Genomic DNA, 19,221 nt, shown 5'->3' with positions numbered 1-19,221 from the left:
GGCACCGAGCAGCACCCACGAGATGTGGGTCTCGACGAGGCGCGCGCCCAGCTTGCGCTGGAGTGCGGCGACGATGCGTTCGCCAGCGGCGAAGGGCGCTGCTTGCGCCCCGGTCTTTGCCGCGGCGAAGGTCGAAAGCGCCTCGGGTCTCATGGGTGGACCGTGATCGGCGCGCCGCGGTCGGCTGCCAGTTCTCGCACCAGGCGCATTGACGCCGTCGAATCCTGCCCCGGTTCAGCCGTGAAGCCGTGGCTGCGCGCCAGCTCGCGCATCGCGGCGTTCTCGTGCAGAACGTCGGCGACGACGCGCTGCGTCCCGTGCCCGCGCAGATGGCGGATCGCCTTGTCCAGCAACAGATGGCCCAGGCCCTGATGCTTCAGGTCCGAGCGCACGAGGATCGCGAGCTCGGCCTCGACGTTGTCCGGGTCGCACACGACGCGCACCACACCGACGGTCTCGGGCGCGCCGCCGCGGGCGGGCGCGAGAAGTGCGATGAAGGCCATCTCGCGTGCGTAGTCGATCTGGACCAGGCGCGCCAACTCGCTGCGCGGCAACTCGCGTCGGCTGCTGAAGAAGCGCAGGCGCAAGTCGCGGGGCTCGACTTGCTCGAAGAATGCGCGGTGGCGCGCCTCGTCTTCCGGCCTGATCGGGCGCAGCAGCAACTCGCGGCCGCGCCACGCCACGGTCTCGGCGAGCTCGGCAGGGTAGGGCGCGATGGCGAACCGCTGCGCGCCGGCGCACGGCGTGCGGCTCACGCGCAGCCGTGCGTCGAGCGCCAGCACGCCGTCGGCGTCGGCCCACAGCGGATTGATGTCGAGCTCGGCGATCTGCGGCAGGTCGGCGAGCATCTGCGAGACCGCGACCAGCACGTCGGCGATCGCGTCGAGCTTCGCCGGCGGATGGTCGCGGTAGCCGGCAAGCAGCTTGGCCACCCGCGTGCGCCCGATTGCCTCGTGCGCTAGGACGCGGTTCAGCGGCGGCAGCGCCACCGCGCGGTCGGCGAGCACCTCGACCGCGGTGCCGCCCTGGCCGAACAGGATCACCGGCCCGAACAGCGGTCGATGCTGGCGCCGACGATCAGCTCCTGCGCCAGCGGCCGCTTCCCCATCGCCTGGACCGTGAAGCCGTCGATGCGTGCCTGCGGCCGGCTCCCGCGGATGCGCGAGAGCATGCTGTCGGTGGCGTCGCGCACTGCCGCTCCGTCGCACAAGTCGAGGGCGACACCGCCGACATCCGACTTGTGGCTGATGTCGCGCGAGCGGATTTTCAGCGCCACCGGATAGCCCAGTGTCCGCGCTGCATCCTCTGCGGCATCGGCCGACGCGTCGACGGCCAATGTCTTTACCACCGGAATGCCGTAGGCGACCAACACGGCCTTGGCCTCCGACTCGTCGAGCATCTCGCGGCCGGCGTCGAGCGCGCGCGCGATGACGGTGCGGGCCGCGTCGACAGCGGGCGGTCCGTTCTCGCTGGCCGTCGGTGCCTCGGTCAGAAGGGCCTGGTTGCGGCGGTAGGTCACGACGCTGGCGAACGCATGCACGGCCTCTTCGGGGGTCGCGTAGTCGGCCACGCCGGCCTCCTCGAAGATGCGCCGCGCGTCGGTCACGGCGGCGTCCCCGAGCCAGCATGCCATCACGCGATCGGCATCGGGGCGCACGATCGGCGCGCAGGCACGCGCGATGTCGTCGCTGCGCACGATCGCGGTGGGCGCATGCAGGAACAGCACCGCGCCGGTGTCGCGATCGGCGAGCAGCGCCCGCAATGTGTCGGTGTAACGCTGCACGGGCGCGTCGCCGATGATGTCGATCGGATTGGCGTGCGACCAGGTGGCCGGCAGCCCGGCGTCGAGCCGGCTAAGCAGCTCGGGGCCGAGCTCGCGCAGCGGGATGCCGGCGAGCGAGGCCGCATCGGCGGCCATCACGCCGGCGCCGCCGCCGTTGGTCACGATGGTCAGGGTACCGTCGTGGCCGCCGCGAAAGCGCGCCAGCGTCTCCGCGGCCGTGAAGAGTTCCTGCAGCGTGTCCACGCGCAGCATGCCGGCGCGGCGGATCGCCGCATCGAACACGACGTCCGAGCCGGCCAAAGCCCCGGTGTGCGATGCGGCGGCATGGATGCCGTTGCCGGCACGCCCGGCCTTCACGACGACGACCGGCTTGTTGCGCGCGGCCGCACGCGCCGCGGACATGAACTTGCGCGGTGACTCGATGCTCTCGATGTAGAGCAGGATGGAGCGCGTCTGCGGGTCGCTCGCCAGGTAGTCGAGCAGGTCGCCGAAGTCGACGTCGGCATGTTCGCCGAGCGAGACGAGATGCGAGAAGCCGAGGCGCCGCGATCGGGCCCAATCCAGAACGGCGGTGACGAGCGCGCCCGATTGCGAGACGAAGGCGATGTCTCCGGGCAGCGCGTCGGCGTGAGCGAAGCTCGCGTTCAGCCGATGGCGGGTGTGAGCAGACCGAGGCAGTTGGGCCCCAGTACGCGCAGCAGATGCGGCCGCGCGGCGTCCAGCAGCGCCTGCTTCCGCATGGCATCGAGGCCCGCGGTCATCACGATCGCGGCGCGTGTACCGCGTGCGCCGAGCTCGGCGACGAGTGGAGGCAGCGTTTCCGGAGGTGTGCAGAGCACGGCCAAGTCCGGCACCAGGAGGAGGGCCCCGATGTTTGGGACCACGGGCTGTCCGTCCAGGACCGCGTGGTGCGGGTTCACGGCCAGCACCGGCCCCTGGAAACCGCCCGCGCGCAGGTTCCGCCATACGGTACCGCCGACGCTGCCAATGCGATCGGAAGCTCCGATGACGGCGACCGACGAAGGCCGCAGCAGGGCATCGAGGTTGCGGACGGTCACGCGCGAACCCGGTGCTTCACGGCGTGATCGCGATCTTCAGCACGCCATCGCGCTGCTGACCGAAGAGCTCGTAGGCGGTCTCGATGTCGTCGAGCCGGTAGCGGTGCGTGACCATGGCGCCCAGATCGATGCGCCCGCGCTCGATCACCGACATCAGCCGCCGCATGCGTTCCTTGCCGCCCGGGCACAGCGTCGTCACGATCTTGTGATCGCCCAACCCCGCAGCAAAGGCGCCGAGTGGAATCTTCAGGTCGGTGGAGTACACGCCCAGACTGGACAGCGTGCCACCGGGACGCAGAACCCGCAAGCACGACTCGAAAGTCTGCTGTGTCCCCAGCGCCTCGATCGCCACGTCGACGCCGCGCCCACCGGTCAGCCGTGCGATCTCCTCGACCGGATCGACCCGCGAGGCATCGATGACATGATCGGCCCCCATGCGCCGAGCCATCGCCAGACGCTCGGGCAGCCGGTCCACGCCGATCACGACGCTGGCACCGCACAGCTTCGCGCCGGCTGTTGCGCAAAGCCCGATCGGGCCTTGAGCAAACACCGCCACAATGTCACCGATTCGGATGCCTGCACTTTCGGCGCCGCCGAAGCCGGTCGACATGATGTCGGGGCACATCAGCACCTGCTCGTCGGTGAGGCCGTCGGGCACCCTCGCCAGGTTGGCCATGGCGTCGGGCACGCGCACGTACTCGGCTTGGCAGCCGTCGATGGTGTTGCCGAAGCGCCAGCCACCCATCGGCTTCCACCCGTGCGCGGTTCCCGCGCCGTCCTGCGAGCAAGCACCGCAGAGGCAGGCATTGCTCCAGCCGCTGGGCGTGATGGCGCCCGCGACGACGCGCTGCCCTTCCTCGTAGCCCTCGACGGCCGAACCGAGCTTCTCGATCACCCCCACGGGTTCGTGACCGACGGTGAGGCCGCGGGCGACCGGGTACTCGCCCTTCAGGATGTGGACGTCGGTGCCGCAGATGGTCGTGGTGGTGATGCGCACCAGCGCATCGAGCGGACCGATGTCCGGAATCGGCTTGTCCTCGAGGACGATGCGTCCCGGCTCGACGAAGACGGCGGCTTTCATCTTGGGCATGGCTGACTCCTCGAGGTGGGCGGTGCTTCGCATTGTTCGCAACTGCCGTGCGGCCGGCTTGCGCCCGGTCAAGAATTCCGCCGCCCAGGCGGCGTCGGTGCATCGTCGACTCGATGGCGGGCATCGCGGGTTCCCGGCCGATTACCTTGCGGGCGTAGAAGTAGTTGCTGAGCGCGTGCGGGCTCAAGGTTCCCAGGTCGACCTGCCGGCGGCGTCGCACGGGAAACGCAGCCGCGGCCTTCGTGGAAGAGCGAGTGGAAGCGCAGCTGGTAGCCCAGGTCCGCGGCGATGGCACCAGCGCTCATCTCTTGCTCCTCCTGTTTCTGGCGGTCTCGCCATGGGAACAGGACGGAGGGGCGACGACAACACATCGCGACGACGCCGATAACGCGCAGCATCGCTGCGCAACACTGTGTGATCGACCGCGACGATCTGTCTTCAGGCGACCTGCCGGATTGCGGCTGGACGCCCAGCCGCACGCAGGCCTGCCGTCAGCGCCAGCAGGGCCTCTTCGTCGAGCGTCTCCTGCGCCATCAGCGCTGCAGCCGTGCGGTCCAGCATCTCGCGGTTGTCGCGCAGGATCTCGGTGGCGCGTTGCCGGGCGTGGCCGAGCAGCGCCTGCACGGCCGCATCGATGCGTTCGGCGGTGGCCGGGCTGGCGCGCTCGGACAGAGTCGACATGGCGGGCAGACCGACCAAGGGACTCGCTGGCGCATCGGCGTAGGCCACCGGCCCGAGGCCCTCGTCCATGCCGAAGCGCAGCACCATGTCGCGCGCCATCCCGGTGGCGCGCGCCAGATCGTCCGCGGCGCCGGTCGACGGTTCTCCGAAGACGAGTTCCTCCGCCGCCCGGCCGCCAAGCAGCACGGTCAGCCGGTCGATCAGTTCTGTGCGCCGCTGCAGGTGACGGTCCTCGCTCGGGCGCTGCAGCGTGTAGCCGAGCGCGCCGATGCCGTGCGGCACGATCGACACTTTCTGCACTCGGTCGGTGCTTGGCAGTGCGAGTGCGGTCAGTGCGTGCCCCAGCTCGTGGTAGGCGACGAGACGCTTCTCGTCCTCCCCGAGCAGGCCGTGCTTCTTCTCGATGCCGGCCACGATGCGCTCGATCGCGATGGTGAAATCGGCCAGCGTCACGGCATCCGCCCGCCGGCGCGTCGCGACCAGGCCGCCTCGTTGACGAGGTTCGCCAGGTCCGCGCCGGCGAATCCGACCGTGATCGCGGCCACCTGATCGAGGTCCCAATCGGGCGCGAGGCGGACCTTCGCAGCGTGCACCCGCAGGATCGCGCGCCGACCCGACCTGTCGGGCCGGTCCACGAGCACCTGGCGGTCGAAGCGGCCGGCGCGCAACAGCGCTGGGTCGAGGATCTCGGGCCGGTTCGTCGCCGCGAGCAGCACCACCCCGACGCTCGGATCGAAGCCGTCGAGCTCGACCAGCAACTGGTTCAGTGTCTGCTCACGCTCGTCGTGGCCGCCCACCAGCCCGCCCATGCCGCGCGCCTTGCCGAGCGCGTCCAACTCATCGATGAAGATGATCGCCGGCGCCGCGGCACGAGCCTGCTCGAACAGATCGCGCACGCGCGCCGCACCGACGCCGACGAACATTTCGATGAACTCGGAGCCGCTGATCGAGAAGAACGGCACCCCGGCCTCGCCAGCCACCGCACGCGCCAGCAGCGTCTTGCCGGTCCCGGTAGGCCCCATCAGCAGCACGCCCTTGGGCATGCGGGCGCCGAGTCGCCCGTGCGCCTTCGGGTCCCTCAGAAATTCGACGATCTCCTGCAGCTCGGCCTTGGCCTCGTCGACGCCGGCGACGTCGTCGAAGCGCACACCGGTGGACTTCTCCATGTAGACCTTGGCATGGCTGCGGCCGATGCCCAGGAAGCCGGCGCCGCCCTGTTGCCCGTCGATGCGGCGGCTCATGAAGTACCAGAATCCGAGCAACAGCAGCGGCCCGGCCATCCACGACAACAGTTGGGAGAGCCAGTTCGATTCGCGCACGCGCCGGTACGACACGCCATAGTGCGACAGGCGCTCGGCCATCGCCGGTTCGACCAGCTCGGCGACGACGGTCGCCTTGCCGTCGTGAGGCGAGGTGAACCTGGCGCTGATCACCTGGTCGCCGACCTGCACATCGGTCAACTGGCCGTCGCGCAGGTACTGCTCGAACACGCTGTAAGGCACCGCCTCGACGGTGCGCTGGTCGCGCAAGATGCTTCCCAGCAACCAGAGGCCGAGCAGCAGCAGGAGCAGCGTGGGCCAGCCGAGCCAGCGATCGAAGGGGATCTTCACGGCAGCCAGTCTCGCCGCGCGCCAGGGGGGTCCGCTTGCGCTGCGTCAATGGCGGTCGCGCCGGCCGTCCCTACAGTGACGTGCTGGATGGATGGGACGGACCATGACTCAGCAGATCGAGGTCGACGCAGCTCGAGCGCCGCCGGTGCTGGACATTCCCGTGGGTGAGCCCACCGAAGGGTTCGATCGCTGGCTGCACGCGCAACTCGGGCACGCCACGCGCGGCGTCTCGCCGTCGGCGCTGCTGCTCGCCTATGTCGACTGGTTGTCGCACCTGGCGCTGTCGCCGGCCAAGCAGGCCGAGCTGGTGCACAAAGCCTGGCGCAAGGCGCTTCGGCTCGCCTTGTACCTCGCGCATGCAACGAGCCCCGAAGCGCCCTGCTGCATCGAGCCGCTGCCGCAGGACAGGCGCTTCGCCGACCCGGCCTGGCACCAGTGGCCGTTCAACCTGATCTCGCAGTCGTTCCTGCTCACCCAACAATGGTGGCACAACGCCACCACCGGAGTGCGCGGCGTCTCGAAGCACCATGAGGAGGTGGTGACCTTCATCACCCGCCAACTGCTGGACCTGTGCTCACCGAGCAATTTCGTCGCCACCAATCCGCTGGTGCTGCAGCGCACGCTCGCCACCCTCGGCGCCAACCTGGCGCAGGGCGCCGGGCACTGGTGGGACGATTGGGAGCGCCTGAAGGCGGGCCGCCCGAGCGCGGGCAGCGAGGCTTGGGGCGTCGGTGGGAACCTGGCCACTACGCCGGGAAAGGTCGTGCTGCGCAATTCGCTCGTCGAGCTGATCCAGTACACGCCGACCACGCCGAAGGTGCATCCCGAGCCGATCCTGATCGTGCCCGCGTGGATCATGAAGTACTACGTGCTCGACCTGTCGCCGCACGACTCGCTGATCCGGTATCTCGTCGATCAAGGCCACACGGTGTTCTGCGTGTCGTGGAAGAACCCGGGCGAAGCCGAGCGCGACTACGGCATGGAGGACTACCTGCGCATGGGTTTGTACGACGCGCTCGACGCGGTCGGCGCGATCGTGCCGAAACGCCGCGTGCATGCCGTCGGCTACTGCCTGGGCGGCACGCTGCTGGCGATCGGCGCCGCCGCGATGGCGCGCGACGGCGACGAGCGCCTCGCCTCGCTGACGCTGCTGGCCGCGCAGACCGATTTCACCGAGCCGGGCGAGATCGCCCTTTTCATCGACGACAGCGAGGTGGCCTTTCTCGAGGACATCATGTTCGATCGCGGCTACCTCGCCAGCGACCAGATGGCCGGCGCCTTCCAGATTCTGCGCTCCAACGATCTGATCTGGTCGCGCGGTGTGCGCGACTACCTGATGGGTGAGCGCGCGCCCATGACCGACCTGATGGCCTGGAACCAGGACGCCACCCGCATGCCCTACCGCATGCACGCTCAGTATCTGAAGCGCCTCTTCCTGCGCAACGATCTGGCCGCTGTGCGCTTCCGTGTGGCCGGCAAGCCGGTCGCGCTGGGCGACGTGCACGTGCCCGTGTTCTGCCTCGGCACCGAGACGGACCATGTCGCGCCGTGGCGCTCGGTCTACAAGCTGCACGTGCTGACCGACACCGAACTGACCTTCGTGCTGACCAGCGGTGGCCACAACGTCGGCGTCGTCAGCCCGCCGGGCCATCCCCACCGGCACTACCGCGTACGCACCCGCGCCGCGGATGGCAAGTACATCGACCCCGACCTGTATCTCGCGCAGGCCGAGGCAAAGCCCGGCTCCTGGTGGCCCGAGTGGCAACGCTGGCTGGCGAGCCGCTCCGGCCGTCTGGTCACGCCACCGGCCGTCGGCGCGGCCGCGCAGGGCTATGCCGTGCTGGCGGATGCGCCGGGGCAGTACGTGCTGATGCGCTGAGTCTCCGGTGGTGCAGCACAAGGCGCCCGCGACTTGGTGGCTGTTGCCGCTCGACCGGCTGCTGGCGACGCTGCACACGACCCCGCGAGGCTTGACGCAGCGCCAGGCAGCCGCGCGCCTGCGCCGCCATGGCGAGAACCGGCTCGAGCAGGCCAAAGGGTCATCGTTCGTCCGCCGCGTCGCCACGCGCCTGCTGGAACCGCTGACTTTGGTGCTGCTGGTGGCCTCGGGGATCGCCGCCGCGACCGGCGATGCGATCAGCTTCGGTCTTGTCACTGCGGTGGTGCTGGCGAGCATCTGCCTCGACCTGTTCCAGGAGCATCGCGCGGGACGCGCCGTTGAGGCACTGCAACGTTCGGTGGCCTTGCGCGTGCGGGCCTGGCGCGATGGGCGCGAGGTCGAGCTGCCGGCGTCACGCCTGGTTCCTGGCGACTGCGTCATGCTGGCTGCCGGTAACCTGGTGCCTGCCGATGGGCGGTTGCTGGAGGCGAATGACTTCTTCGTCAACGAGGCGTCTCTGACGGGCGAGGCGTTCCCTGTCGAGAAGCGGCCGCGCGCTACTGCCGGGACCGAGCAGGTCGCACTCGGCTGCCCGCACGCCGCCCTGATGGGCAGCAGTGTGGTCAGCGGATCGGCCCGCGTGCTGGTGTGCGCGACCGGGCGGCAGACAGAGCTGGGCCGGCTGGCGCATCGCCTCGCGCAGGCGCCGCCGCCGACAGCCTTCGAACGCGCGACGCGTCGCTTCGGTCTACTGCTGACGCGTGCCACGGTGGCGCTGGTACTGGCCGTCGTTTTCGTCAACCTGCTGAACCAGCGGCCGATGCTGGAATCCTTCCTCTTCGCGGTCGCGCTGGCCGTGGGCCTGACGCCGGAGCTGCTGCCGATGATCGTGTCGGTGACACTGGCCCGCGGTGCCGCGCGCTTGGCGCGCCGCAAGGTTGTCGTCAAGCGGCTCGCCGCGGTGCAGGACCTCGGCGCGATGGACGTGTTGTGCACCGACAAGACCGGGACCCTGACCGAGGCGCGCTTGCGCGTCGAGCGTGCGCTCGATGCCGAAGGCCAGCCGAGCTCGCGCGTGCTCGAACTGGCGTGGCTCAACAGCCACTTCGAGACCGGGCTGAAGAGCCCGCTGGACGACGCCATCCTTGCCCACGGCCAGCTCGATGCAGCGGGCTGGCGCAAGCTCGATGAAGTGCCCTTCGACTTCGAGCGGCGCCGGGTCTCGGTGCTGGTCGAGCGCGCGGGCTCCCGGCTGCTCGTGGCCAAAGGTGCGCCGGAAGACATCTTGCGCCTGTGCGTGGGTGTCGAGCAGGGTTCGGGCATCGCGGCGTTAGACGCAGCGCGCCGTATCTCCATCGAACGCCTGTTTGCGCAGTGCGGCGAGCAGGGCCTGCGCCTGCTGGCCGTGGCCACGCGGTGTATCGACAACGCAACGACGGATGTCACGGCGCGCGACGAACACGACTTCATCTTTGCCGGCTTCGTCGCGTTCACCGATCCGCCCAAGGCGTCTGCGGCCGAGGCGCTGCGCTCGCTGCGGGCGCACGGCGTGGCGGTGAAGATCGTCACCGGCGACCACGAAGCCGTGGCCCGGCACCTGTGCGGCGCGCTGTCCCTGCCGCTTGGCGGCGTGTTGACCGGCACGCAGATCGCCGCACTCGACGACCATGCGCTGCGCGCCGCGGCGTCCGATGCCACCTTGTTCTGCCGCGTGACACCGGAGCAGAAGAACCGCATCGTGCGCGCGCTTCAGGCCGGCGGGCATGTCGTCGGCTACCTCGGCGACGGCATCAACGACGCGCCGCCGCTGCACTCGGCCGACGTCGGCATCTCGGTCGACGGCGCAGTCGACGTCGCCAAGCAGGCGGCCGATCTGGTTCTCCTGGAGCAAGACCTCGCGGTGCTGTGCGACGGTTTGCGTGAAGGCCGGCGCACCGTGGTCAACGTCGGCAAGTACGTGAAGATGGCCACCAGTTCCAACTTCGGCAACATGGTCAGCATGGCAGCCGCCGCGGTGTTCCTGCCGTTCCTGCCGATGCGGCCGGTGCAGATCCTGCTCAACAACTTCCTCTACGACCTGTCGGAACTCGCGATCCCGACCGACCGCGTGAGCGTCGCCCAACTGTTCGTGCCGCAGCGCTGGGATGTCGCCGAGATCCGCAACTTCATGTTGTGCTTCGGCACGCTGAGCTCGGTATTCGACCTCGCCGCGTTCGCGCTGATGGTGCTCGTTCTGCACGTCCCGGCCGCCGTCTTCCAGAGCGCGTGGTTCGTGCAGTCGATGGCCACGCAGGTCCTGGTCATCTTCCTGATCCGCACGCCGCACGCCGCGTGGCGCGATCGGCCCTCTGCCTGGCTGGCGGCGAGCAGCCTCGCGATCACGGCGCTGGCGGTGGCGATGCCGTGGCTCCCCTGGCCGATGCCTTCGGCTTCGTGCCACTGCCGTTGCCGGCGCTGGCGATGATCGTCGCGCTGACGCTTTCCTATCTGGCCGCAGTCGAGCTGGCCAAGCATGCACTCGGCGCGTTCCAGCGCGTCTCGTTTCCGCAAGATCGCACGTTGCCCATCCCGGCGGCCGATCCGCGTTGATGGCGGGTCGTGGCATCCAGCACGCCGGATTGCCCGCAGGGTTCCGGCGCTTGCGCAGCTTGACGGAGCGCAAGGCGGGCGGCGGGCAAGCAGCAGGTTCATCGGCTGCGAGGCCACCGAGAGCAACGCTGCCGTTATGCAGCGGTCCAGGACGCCGGTGCCGACCGAGCCAAGCACCAACCCGGCGAACACGCCGTGGCCGTGCGAGCCCATCCCAAACAGGTCCGGCTGCTCCTTGTCGACCAGCGATGCGATCTCTCCGGCCGGATGGCCGACGACAGGCAGGTCGCGGCTGCCGCCCGCTCGTTCGGTTGGCTTGACCTGGCGCAAGCCGTGCGCCGGAGCGAATCCTAGACTGACCTTGCCGCTGCGTGTCGTGCAGCGACTCAACCAATGGAGCTGACCATGAATGACCTCGCCCGCCTCGACGATTTCTTCCCCGAGTTCTTCCGCCGCTTCGCGCGCACCGTGCCCACCTCGTTGGCGGCCGACATGCCGGCCGAGATCAAAGTCGACGTCACCGAGAACGACAAGGACTACCACGTTCGCGCATCGATTCCTGGCGCGAAGAAGGATGACATCCGCGTCTCGGTCGACGGCAACTACGTTTCCATCAGCGCCGAAGTGCGCAAGGAGAAGGAGGAGAAGTCCGGCCGCTCGCTACTGAAGGAAACCTACTACGGCAGCGCATCGCGCGGGTTCTCGCTGGCGCACGAGATCGACGACAAGGCGGTTGTCGCGAAGCTGGAAGATGGCGTGCTGAAGCTGACCCTGCCCAAGCGCGACGGTGCCGGCTCCCGCGTCATCGCGATCCAGTAGTCGAGGTCACCATGTGCCTCGACGACGTACCTCCGAGCGAAGAACTGCTGCGTCGCCTGCGCGAGTCCGGTGGCTTTTGAAACAGCCGCACCTCGCGTTCGGCTCGGCCGCGAAGGCATTGCCGCGGTTGACCGAAACGGCGGTGTGGGGCCTTTCGCTCGCGATGGCGATGGCGTCCGGCGCCGCAGCGGCCGGGGACGTCGAGGTCGACGATGGCCCGCCGACCTCGACGCCGTTGGCCGACGTCTTCGTTGCTGAGGTGGACCGCCGCCTGGCGCCCGGCGCGCAAGAGGTGATCGAATGGCGCGGCCTGCTGCAGCGGGCTTTCGCGGTCGCCGGGGTGGCTGTGCCAGACGGACAGTTCGTGCTCATGGTCGACCGTGCGCCGCATGCACAGGCCGCCGTGCTGTGGTGGCTGCCGCCGCAGGGTGGATTCGACGCGGCGCGCGTGGTCGGCGCCAGTCCCGTGTCCACCGGACGCGCCTCAGGGTACGACCATTTCGAGACGCCGCTGGGGGTCTTCCCTCACACGTTGGCCAATCCCGACTTCCGTGCCGAAGGCACGCCCAATGCGCAGGGCATCTGCGGCTACGGCGCGCGCGGCATGCGCGTCTTCGACTTTGGATGGCAGCAGGGCTGGCGCGGGTGGGGCGGCGGTGGATGGGGCAGATGCGCCTGCAGGTGCACGCCACCGATCCGCAGCGGCTCGAACCGCGCCTGGGCACGCAGCAGTCCAAAGGCTGCATCCGCATCGCCGCCAGCCTGAACCGCTTTCTCGATCGTCACGGCGTGCTCGATGCCGACTACGACGCGGCCGTCGCCCGCGGCGAGAGCTTCTGGGTCCTGCGTTCCGACCGACTCATGACGCCCTGGGCGGGACGCTGGCTCGTGGTCGTGGATCGAGAGGGCAGCGGGCACTGATCAGGGCGTGGTGACCCCGGCGCGTTGCAAGACCGCACGTGGGCGATCGACCTCGTCGAGGAGGTCTCTCCTCACGGCCACGCTTTGCAGGTTGGCTTCGACGTCGCGTTGCAGCCGCCGGATGCTGGAAGCGGGCCTTGTCAGCCATGTGTCTCGGGCTCCTCGTCGCCGTGCTACCGGTCGAGGTCGTCGCTGAAACCCCGACCAGGACCATCCACCGCCTCGCCGGTGCGCACCGGCAGCGGCAGGCCTCGCGCGGCGAGGGCGTCGCGCAGTGCCACCCGGCATTTCAGCAACCAGGCCTCGCGCCGCGGGTGGGATTCGGGGCTGGTCAGCCAAGCGGGTTCGACGATGAAGAGCGCCCGCGCGGCGTCGCCGCGCGCTGCCTCGGCCGGCGGCGCGTGGTCTGCCACGCGCAGGTCGCCGTTTGAACCAGACAATGGCCCGGCTCACGCGACCGCGCCGTTGCGGATGGCCACTGCGCGCTCGCGGATCGCCTGCTTCTGCGCGTCGTCCAGACGCGCCACGTTCTTCACCTGCAGCACCATGCGCGGATTGCCGGCCAGCGTCGCCTCGTGACGCATCAGGAAATCCCAGTACAGCGTGGTGAACGGGCAGGCCTTCTCGCCTGTGCGCTGGGCGGGGTCGTAGCGGCAGCCCTGGCAGTGCGGGCTCATGCGCTGGATGTACTTGCCGGTCGCCACGTAGGGCTTGCTGGCCATCAGCCCGCCGTCCGCGTACTGGCTCATGCCCAGGGTGTTGGGCAGTTCCACCCATTCGACGGCGTCCACGTACACCGCCAGGTACCAGGCGTGCACCTGCTGCGGCTGCACGCCCAGCATCAGCGCGTACAGGCCGGTGACCATCAGGCGCTGGATGTGGTGCGCGTAGCCGTGCTGCAGCGTCTGCGTGATCGCGTCGCGCAGGCAGGCCATCTCGGTGTCGCCGGTCCAGTACCAGGCGGGCAGGTCCTCGCAGGCGTCCAGTGCATTGAGCTCGGCATAGCCCGGCATGCGGGTCCAGTAGATGCCGCGCACGTACTCGCGCCAGCCGAGGATCTGGCGCACGAAGCCTTCCACGCCGGCCAGCGGCGCGGCGCCCCCGCGGTAGGCCGCTACGGCCGCGTCCACGACCTCGCGCGGATTCAGCAGCTTCAGGTTCAGCGCGGCCGCCAGGTGGGCGTGGTACAGCCAGGGTTCGCCGGGCCACATGGCGTCCTGGTAGCGGCCGAACAGCGGCAGGCGCTCGGTGATGAAGCGCTGCAGCGCGACGAGTGCATGTGCACGCGTCACCGGCCAGGCAAAGCCATCGAGTCGGCCGGGATGGGTGCCGAAGCGCTTCTCGACCAGCGCGATCACCTCGCGCGTGAGCGCATCGGGCTCGAACACCGCACGCGGCGGCACGGCGCCCGGGCCGGCGGCACCGAAGGCCTCGCGGTTGTCGGCATCGAAATTCCACTGGCCGCCCTCGGGCTCGTCTCCGTGCATCAACACGCCGTGGCGCTTGCGCATCTCGCGGTAGAAGTACTCCATGCGCAGCGCCTTGCGGCCGCGCGCGTGGGCCGCGAACTCGCGCACGCTGCCGTAGAAATGGCGGTCCTCGCGGATCTCGAGCGGCAGGCCCTGCTCCTGCGCCACGCACTTGATCGCCTGCAGCACGCGCCAGTCGCCTGGGGCCGTCATCACGAGGCCGGTGGGGCGCAGGCGTTCGATGTCGGCGTGCAGCTGCGCCTGCAGGCTGCCGTGCGTGGCGGGATCGTCCAGCGCGGCGTAATGCAAGGCTCGCCCGGCCGCACGCAGGGCGAGCGCGAAGTGGCGCATCGCGGCGAGGAACATCACCGTGCGCGGTTGGCTTGACCACACATGCGCCGATTCCTCGGCCACCTCGGCCATCCACACCGCGTCGCGTGCTGCGTCGAAGCCGTCGAACGCCGCAGCGTGCAGATCCAGCTGATCGCCCAGCACCACGACCAGGTGGCGCATCTCAGTCACGGGTTCCCTTGGCGCGCCGGCAGGCGTCGGAGCAGAACTTCACCTCATCCCAGGTGCGCGCCCAGCGACGGCGCCAGCTCATCGGCCGGCCGCAGGCCACGCAAGGCTTGCTGGGCAGGGCGGCCTTGTTGCCGCGGAATGCGGGGGTGGACGATGTCATTGGCGGCGAGCCCGAACCGAACTCCGAATCGACTGTGCGGGCTCCGAAGGATGCCATCCGGAGGCGGTCGAAGCTGGAGCAGGGGCGTTGCGCAAGCGTTGTGCTTGCCGCCGTCGACGGCCTGAACTGCGAAGCCGAACGACGTCTTGGGAAGTTGCTCGGTCAGTCCCTTGGACAGCGCAGCTCCTGCGGCGTTGCTCATCCCGACCGGCAGCCAGACATTCCAGCGACGGCGTCGCGGCGCTTCAGCGACGGATGCGCTCGTAGCGCACGAAGTGATAGGGCCAGGGCGCGCCGTCGGTGTGGCTTTCGCGCGCGGCTTCGGAGAAGGCATTGCGGTCCCAGGCCGGGAAGTGCGTGTCGGCGTCCGGCACGCCGATGTCGACCTCGGTCAGCACCAGTCCGTCGGCGCGCGGCAGCGCCTGGGCGTAGAGCTCACCGCCGCCGATGACGAACACCCGCTCCGCTTCGCGCAGGCGCTCGAGCGCGGCGTCGAGCGAGGGCGCGGCCTCGGCGCCGTCGGCCTGCCAGGCGGCATTGCGCGTCACCACCACGTTGCGGCGGCCCGGCAGAGGCCGGAAATGCGGCGGCAACGACTCCCAGGTCTTGCGGCCCATCACCACCGGACAGCCCAGCGTCGTGCGCTTGAAGTGAGCCAGGTCCTGCGGCAGGTGCCACGGCATCGTTCCGGCACGGCCGATGGCGCCGTCGCGCGCCACCGCGGCGATCAGCCAGAGTTCCATCGGGAGGTCTCAGACCGCGACCGGCGCCTTGATGGCCGGGTGCGGGTCGTAGCCGATGATCTCGAAGTCCTCGTAGGCGTAGTCGAAGATCGACGGCGGCCGGCGCTTGATCTGCAGCGTGGGGTAGGGGCGCGGCGCGCGCGAGAGCTGCAGCTCGACCTGCTCGCGGTGGTTGCTGTAGATGTGGCAGTCGCCGCCGGTCCAGACGAAGTCGCCCACCTCCAGGTCGCACTGCTGCGCCAGCATGTGCGTCAGCAGCGCGTAGCTGGCGATGTTGAAGGGCACGCCGAGGAAGATGTCGGCGCTGCGCTGGTAGAGCTGGCACGACAGCCGACCCCGAGCCGAAGGCGAGTCGCCGGGCGCCACGTAGAACTGGAAGAAGGCGTGGCAGGGCATCAGTGCCATCTTCGGCAAGTCGGCCACGTTCCACGCGCTGACGATGATGCGCCGCGAATCAGGGTTGGTCTTGAGCTGCTTCACTACCTCGGCGATCTGGTCGACGTGGCCGCCGTCCGGCGTGGGCCAGCTGCGCCACTGCACGCCATAGACCGGTCCGAGGTCGCCGTCGGGCGCGGCCCACTCGTCCCAGATCGTCACGCCGCGTTCCTGCAGCCAAGTGGCGTTCCCGTCGCCGCGCAGGAACCACAGCAGTTCGAGGACGATGCTCTTGAGATGGACCTTCTTGGTCGTGACCAGCGGGAAGCCCTCGCGCAGGTCGAAGCGCATCTGGTGGCCGAACACGCTGGTGGTGCCGGTGCCGGTGCGGTCGGCCTTGACCACACCGTGGTCGCGCACGTGGCGCAGGAAGTCCTCGTACTGGGAGCGGGCGGGGCGGGGCGAGGGGGAAGGAAGAGCTGACATCTGCAGATTGTAGGCAGCGGGCCCCGCGGCCGCGCCGGGTCAGGACTTCGGGGCGGCCGGGGCGCCGGCCTGTTCCGGCTCGCGCAGCAGGATCTCCACGCGGCGGTTCTTCGCGCGCCCGGCCTCGCTGGTGTTGTCGGCGATCGGCTCGTGCGAGCCGCGGCCCGAGGTCTCGATGCGTGCCGGCTGGATGCCACGGCCGGCCAGATAGTCGCGCACGCTCTGCGCGCGGTCGACCGACAGCGGGTTGTTGATCGCGTCGCTGCCGGTGCTGTCGGTGTGGCCGATCACGCGCACCTGCAGCGCCGGGTCGTTGGCCAGGCCGTTGGCAAAGCTGTCGAGCACGGTGCGCAGTTCGGGCTTGATGGCCGACTTGCCGGTGTCGAAGGAGATGTCGCTCGGCACGTTGAGCTTGAGCTGGTTGTCGGCGGTGCGCGTCACGTCGACGCCGGTGCCTTGCGTGGACTGCTCCATCGCGCGGCGCTTCTCTTCCATCTTCTTGGACCACACGTTGCCGGCCACCGCGCCGCCCAGCGCGCCGATCGCCGCGCCGGTGGCCGCGCCTTTCTTGCTGTCGCCGATCAGCACGCCGGCCACCGCACCGACGGCCGCGCCGATGCCGGCGCCCTTGGCGGTGTCCTGCTGCTCCTGGCTCATGTTGGCGCAGCCGCTGGCCAGCAGCGCGGCCGCGGTGAGCGCGACGATCGAGAGCGTGGGGATCGAGGTGCGGGAGGAGGTGATCGTCATGGCAATTCCTTCGAGGTCCAGGATCGTCTTTGTACGGCGCGGCGCCGGGGGCGCTGCAAGCGTTCGTTACAACGCGCCCGTCTCAGGCGTCGTTGACCGTCATCGCCGGCGCATCGGAGAACTGCGACGCCGCCAGCCGCTGGTAGAGCCCGCTGCGGGCCAGCAGTTCCGTGTGCGTGCCGCTGTCCACCACGCGCCCGGCGTCGAGCACCACGATGCGGTCCGCGTGCATCACCGTGCCCAGCCGGTGGGCGATGACCAGCGTCGTGCGGCCGCGCATCGCCTCGTCCAGCGCGGCCTGCACCGCGCGCTCGCTTTCGCTGTCGAGCGCGCTGGTGGCCTCGTCCAGCAGCAGCAGCGGCGCGTTCTTCAGGATCGCGCGGGCGATCGAGATGCGCTGGCGCTGCCCGCCCGACAGCCGCACGCCGCGCTCGCCCAGGAAGCTGGCATAGCCCTCGGGCAGGGCGCGGATGAAGGTGTCCGCGTGCGCGGCGCGCGCGGCGGCGATCACCTCGTCGTCGCTCGCCTCGGGTCGGCCGTAGCGGATGTTCTCCATCGCGCTGGTCGAGAAGATCACGCTGTCCTGCGGCACCAGGCCGATGCGCGAGCGCAGCGCGCCGAGGTCGGCCTCGCGCACCGGCACGCCGTCGATCGCCACCGTGCCGCCCTGGGTGTCGTAGTAGCGCAGCAGCAGCTGGAACACCGTGCTCTTGCCGGCGCCGCTCGGGCCCACCAGCGCCACCGTCTGGCCCGGCTCCACGTCGATCGTCACACCGTCCAGTGCCGGCGTCAGCGGGCGCGACGGATAACGGAACACCACATCGCGCAGGCTCACGCGCGAGCCGATCGGCGCTGCGGCCAGCGCGCGCGGCCGGGCGGGGCTCTCGATCGGCGAGCGCGTGGCCAGCAGTTCCATCAGCCGCTCGCTGGCGCCGGCGGCGCGCAGCAGGTCGCCCCACACCTCGGCCAGCACCGCCACCGAGCTCACCAGCAGGATCACGTAGACCACCGTCTGGCCCAGGTGGCCGGCGCTGATCTCGCCGCGGATCACCGCCTGCGTGCCCTGGTACAGGCCCCACAGCAGCGCGCCGAAGGTGGCCGTGATGATGAAGGCCACCAGCCCGGCGCGCATGCGAGTGCGCCGCACCGCGGTGGCGAAGGCGCGAGCGGTGGAGGCGTCGAAGCGCTGCGCCTCGCGCGCCTCCTGCGTGTAGCTCTGCACCACCGGCACGGCGTTCAGCACCTCGGCGGCGATCGCGCTCGAATCGGCCACGCGGTCCTGGCTGGCGCGCGACAGGCTGCGCACCTTGCGGCCGAACCACAGCGCCGGCAGCACCACCAGCACCAGGATGCCCAGCACCTGCGCCATCACCACCGGGTTCGTGATCACCAGCATGACGAGCGCGCCCAGGCCCATCACGGTGTTGCGCAGGCCCATGCTGAGGCTGGAGCCCACCACCGTCTGCACCAGCGTCGTGTCGGTGGTCAGGCGCGACAGCACCTCGCCGGTCTGCGTGGTCTCGAAGAACTGCGGGCTCTGCTTCACCACATGCGCATACACCGCGTTGCGCAGGTCGGCCGTGATGCGCTCGCCGAGCCAGGTGACCATGTAGAAGCGCAGTGCCGAGAACACGCCCAGCGCCGCGCCCACGCCGAACAGCGCGAAGAAGTGGCCGCGCAGCGCCAGCACGCGCTTGCCGGGGTCGCTGCTGACGAGGCCCTGGTCGATCAGCGCCTTCAGCGCCACCGGGAACACCAGCGTGGTCAGCGCGGCCCCCACCAGGAACAGCCCGGCCAGCACGATGCGGCCGCGGTAGGGCTTCAGGAAGGGCAGCAGGCCGCGCAAGGGGCGGACCGAGCGCGCCTTGGCGCCGGCGCCGGCAGCGGCGCCGCCTGTGACGGCCTGGGACATCGTGGAAGTGGAAGAGGCCATGGGGCCCGCAGTGTAAGCAGCCCCCGCCGTGGGGCCCTGACGCTGCGGCCCTGCGCGCGGCGCGGCTACAGCTTCAGCGGGCTCGCATAGCCGGTCATTTCCAGGTAGCCACGGCCGATGCGCGTGCCGCTGGAGGCCTCGAACAGGTCGCTCAGGCCCTCCCAGTAGACCGAGCCGGTCGAGCCGCGGCTGTCGAGCTCCTGGGCGTCCAGACGGGCGCGCACGTGGTGCGAGCCGGCCGGCGTGTCGAGCTGCCATGCCACCGCGTACTCGGCCTGCGTGGCCGGGCTGCGCCAGCGCCGCAGTGGCGTGAAGCGCACCTCGTCGGGCCGAACGCGCGCACGCGCCGCCGTGCG

General features: G+C 69.9%; 14 protein-coding genes and 4 pseudogenes. 5 read left to right on the top strand and 13 right to left on the bottom strand.

Features of this window, described 5'->3' with window-relative positions; translation table 11 throughout:
• Positions 1-152 precede the first annotated feature (152 nt).
• The 4 genes and pseudogenes from x551_RS09410 to ftsH form a co-directional block, all read right to left on the bottom strand.
• Positions 153-2,528, bottom strand: a pseudogene (locus x551_RS09410) (acetate--CoA ligase family protein); the annotation flags it as partial.
• Complete coding sequence (locus x551_RS28155; protein ID WP_310732234.1) at positions 2,428-2,841, bottom strand: CoA-binding protein; 414 nt, start codon at positions 2,839-2,841, stop codon at positions 2,428-2,430. The gene x551_RS28155 and the pseudogene x551_RS09410, both read right to left, overlap by 101 nt.
• Positions 2,842-2,857: 16 nt before the next feature.
• Entirely contained in the window at positions 2,858-3,931 is a 1,074-nt protein-coding gene (locus x551_RS09405; RefSeq protein ID WP_011829657.1) for an NAD(P)-dependent alcohol dehydrogenase, read from the bottom strand.
• Positions 3,932-4,369: 438 nt separating this feature from the next.
• Positions 4,370-6,222 (bottom strand): annotated as a pseudogene (gene ftsH, locus x551_RS09400) (ATP-dependent zinc metalloprotease FtsH).
• 103 nt (positions 6,223-6,325) lie between these two features.
• Here ftsH and x551_RS09395 point away from each other — a divergent pair.
• From x551_RS09395 to x551_RS27915, 3 genes are read left to right on the top strand one after another with little or no spacing between them, the layout of a single operon-like run.
• Positions 6,326-8,101, top strand: a complete 1,776-nt coding sequence (locus x551_RS09395) for an alpha/beta fold hydrolase (RefSeq protein WP_231497661.1) — start codon at positions 6,326-6,328, stop codon at positions 8,099-8,101.
• 7 nt (positions 8,102-8,108) lie between these two features.
• Complete coding sequence (gene mgtA, locus x551_RS09390) at positions 8,109-10,565, top strand: magnesium-translocating P-type ATPase (RefSeq protein WP_231497660.1); 2,457 nt, start codon at positions 8,109-8,111, stop codon at positions 10,563-10,565.
• A complete protein-coding gene (locus x551_RS27915; protein WP_255343810.1) occupies positions 10,562-10,690 on the top strand; it encodes a hypothetical protein in 129 nt (42 codons plus the stop codon). Before mgtA ends, x551_RS27915 begins: the two co-directional genes overlap by 4 nt.
• 150 nt (positions 10,691-10,840) lie before the next feature.
• On the opposite strand, the pseudogene x551_RS27115 reads toward x551_RS27915, so the two are convergent.
• Positions 10,841-11,020, bottom strand: a pseudogene (locus tag x551_RS27115) (universal stress protein); the annotation flags it as partial.
• A 75-nt stretch (positions 11,021-11,095) separates the two neighbouring features.
• Between x551_RS27115 and x551_RS09385 the strand changes: the two are divergent.
• Positions 11,096-11,509: an Hsp20/alpha crystallin family protein gene (locus x551_RS09385; protein WP_231497659.1), complete on the top strand. Its 414-nt coding sequence runs from the start codon at positions 11,096-11,098 to the stop codon at positions 11,507-11,509.
• Between the two features lie 13 nt (positions 11,510-11,522).
• Positions 11,523-12,430 (top strand): annotated as a pseudogene (locus x551_RS09380) (L,D-transpeptidase family protein).
• A 173-nt stretch (positions 12,431-12,603) separates the two neighbouring features.
• Here x551_RS09380 and x551_RS09375 read toward each other — a convergent pair.
• The 8 genes from x551_RS09375 to x551_RS09345 form a co-directional block, all read right to left on the bottom strand.
• A complete protein-coding gene (locus x551_RS09375) occupies positions 12,604-12,843 on the bottom strand; it encodes a deoxyribodipyrimidine photo-lyase (protein ID WP_036232823.1) in 240 nt (79 codons plus the stop codon).
• A gap of 36 nt (positions 12,844-12,879) precedes the next feature.
• Positions 12,880-14,412: a cryptochrome/photolyase family protein gene (locus x551_RS09370; protein ID WP_036232821.1), complete on the bottom strand. Its 1,533-nt coding sequence runs from the start codon at positions 14,410-14,412 to the stop codon at positions 12,880-12,882.
• A gap of 1 nt (position 14,413) precedes the next feature.
• Positions 14,414-14,581 (bottom strand): DUF2256 domain-containing protein, encoded by a 168-nt coding sequence (locus tag x551_RS24250; protein WP_081771281.1) that lies wholly within the window; start codon positions 14,579-14,581, stop codon positions 14,414-14,416.
• Between the two features lie 245 nt (positions 14,582-14,826).
• Entirely contained in the window at positions 14,827-15,324 is a 498-nt protein-coding gene (locus tag x551_RS09365) for a dihydrofolate reductase (RefSeq protein ID WP_036232820.1), read from the bottom strand.
• A 9-nt stretch (positions 15,325-15,333) separates the two neighbouring features.
• Entirely contained in the window at positions 15,334-16,185 is an 852-nt protein-coding gene (locus x551_RS09360) for a thymidylate synthase (RefSeq protein ID WP_011829646.1), read from the bottom strand.
• Positions 16,186-16,224: 39 nt separating this feature from the next.
• On the bottom strand, positions 16,225-16,932 hold the full coding sequence (locus tag x551_RS09355; protein WP_051511925.1) for an OmpA family protein: 708 nt from the start codon (positions 16,930-16,932) through the stop codon (positions 16,225-16,227).
• Positions 16,933-17,014: 82 nt separating this feature from the next.
• Positions 17,015-18,844 (bottom strand): ABC transporter transmembrane domain-containing protein, encoded by a 1,830-nt coding sequence (locus x551_RS09350; RefSeq protein WP_051495741.1) that lies wholly within the window; start codon positions 18,842-18,844, stop codon positions 17,015-17,017.
• A gap of 86 nt (positions 18,845-18,930) precedes the next feature.
• A partial coding sequence (locus x551_RS09345; RefSeq protein ID WP_036248273.1) for a lipocalin family protein occupies positions 18,931-19,221 on the bottom strand: 291 nt, incomplete at its 5' end.

This window comes from Methylibium sp. T29 (genome assembly GCF_000576205.1).
Lineage (GTDB): Bacteria > Pseudomonadota > Gammaproteobacteria > Burkholderiales > Burkholderiaceae_C > Methylibium > Methylibium petroleiphilum.
The sequence above is the reverse complement of the archived record's forward strand: the minus strand, read 5'-3'. Positions and strand labels throughout refer to the sequence as shown.

Bases quoted from the DNA above. Each gene is read 5' to 3' on its own strand.
- x551_RS09350 (WP_051495741.1), bottom strand. From the start codon at position 18,844: ATGTCCCAGGCCGTCACAGGCGGCGCCGCTGCCGGCGCCGGCGCCAAG.
- x551_RS09360 (WP_011829646.1), bottom strand. From the start codon at position 16,185: ATGTCAGCTCTTCCTTCCCCCTCGCCCCGCCCCGCCCGCTCCCAGTAC.
- x551_RS09385 (WP_231497659.1), top strand. From the start codon at position 11,096: ATGAATGACCTCGCCCGCCTCGACGATTTCTTCCCCGAGTTCTTCCGC.
- x551_RS09405 (WP_011829657.1), bottom strand. From the start codon at position 3,931: ATGCCCAAGATGAAAGCCGCCGTCTTCGTCGAGCCGGGACGCATCGTC.
- x551_RS09395 (WP_231497661.1), top strand. From the start codon at position 6,326: ATGACTCAGCAGATCGAGGTCGACGCAGCTCGAGCGCCGCCGGTGCTG.
- x551_RS09365 (WP_036232820.1), bottom strand. From the start codon at position 15,324: ATGGAACTCTGGCTGATCGCCGCGGTGGCGCGCGACGGCGCCATCGGC.
- x551_RS24250 (WP_081771281.1), bottom strand. From the start codon at position 14,581: ATGACATCGTCCACCCCCGCATTCCGCGGCAACAAGGCCGCCCTGCCC.
- x551_RS09370 (WP_036232821.1), bottom strand. From the start codon at position 14,412: ATGCGCCACCTGGTCGTGGTGCTGGGCGATCAGCTGGATCTGCACGCT.
- x551_RS09355 (WP_051511925.1), bottom strand. From the start codon at position 16,932: ATGACGATCACCTCCTCCCGCACCTCGATCCCCACGCTCTCGATCGTC.
- x551_RS27915 (WP_255343810.1), top strand. From the start codon at position 10,562: ATGATCGTCGCGCTGACGCTTTCCTATCTGGCCGCAGTCGAGCTGGCC.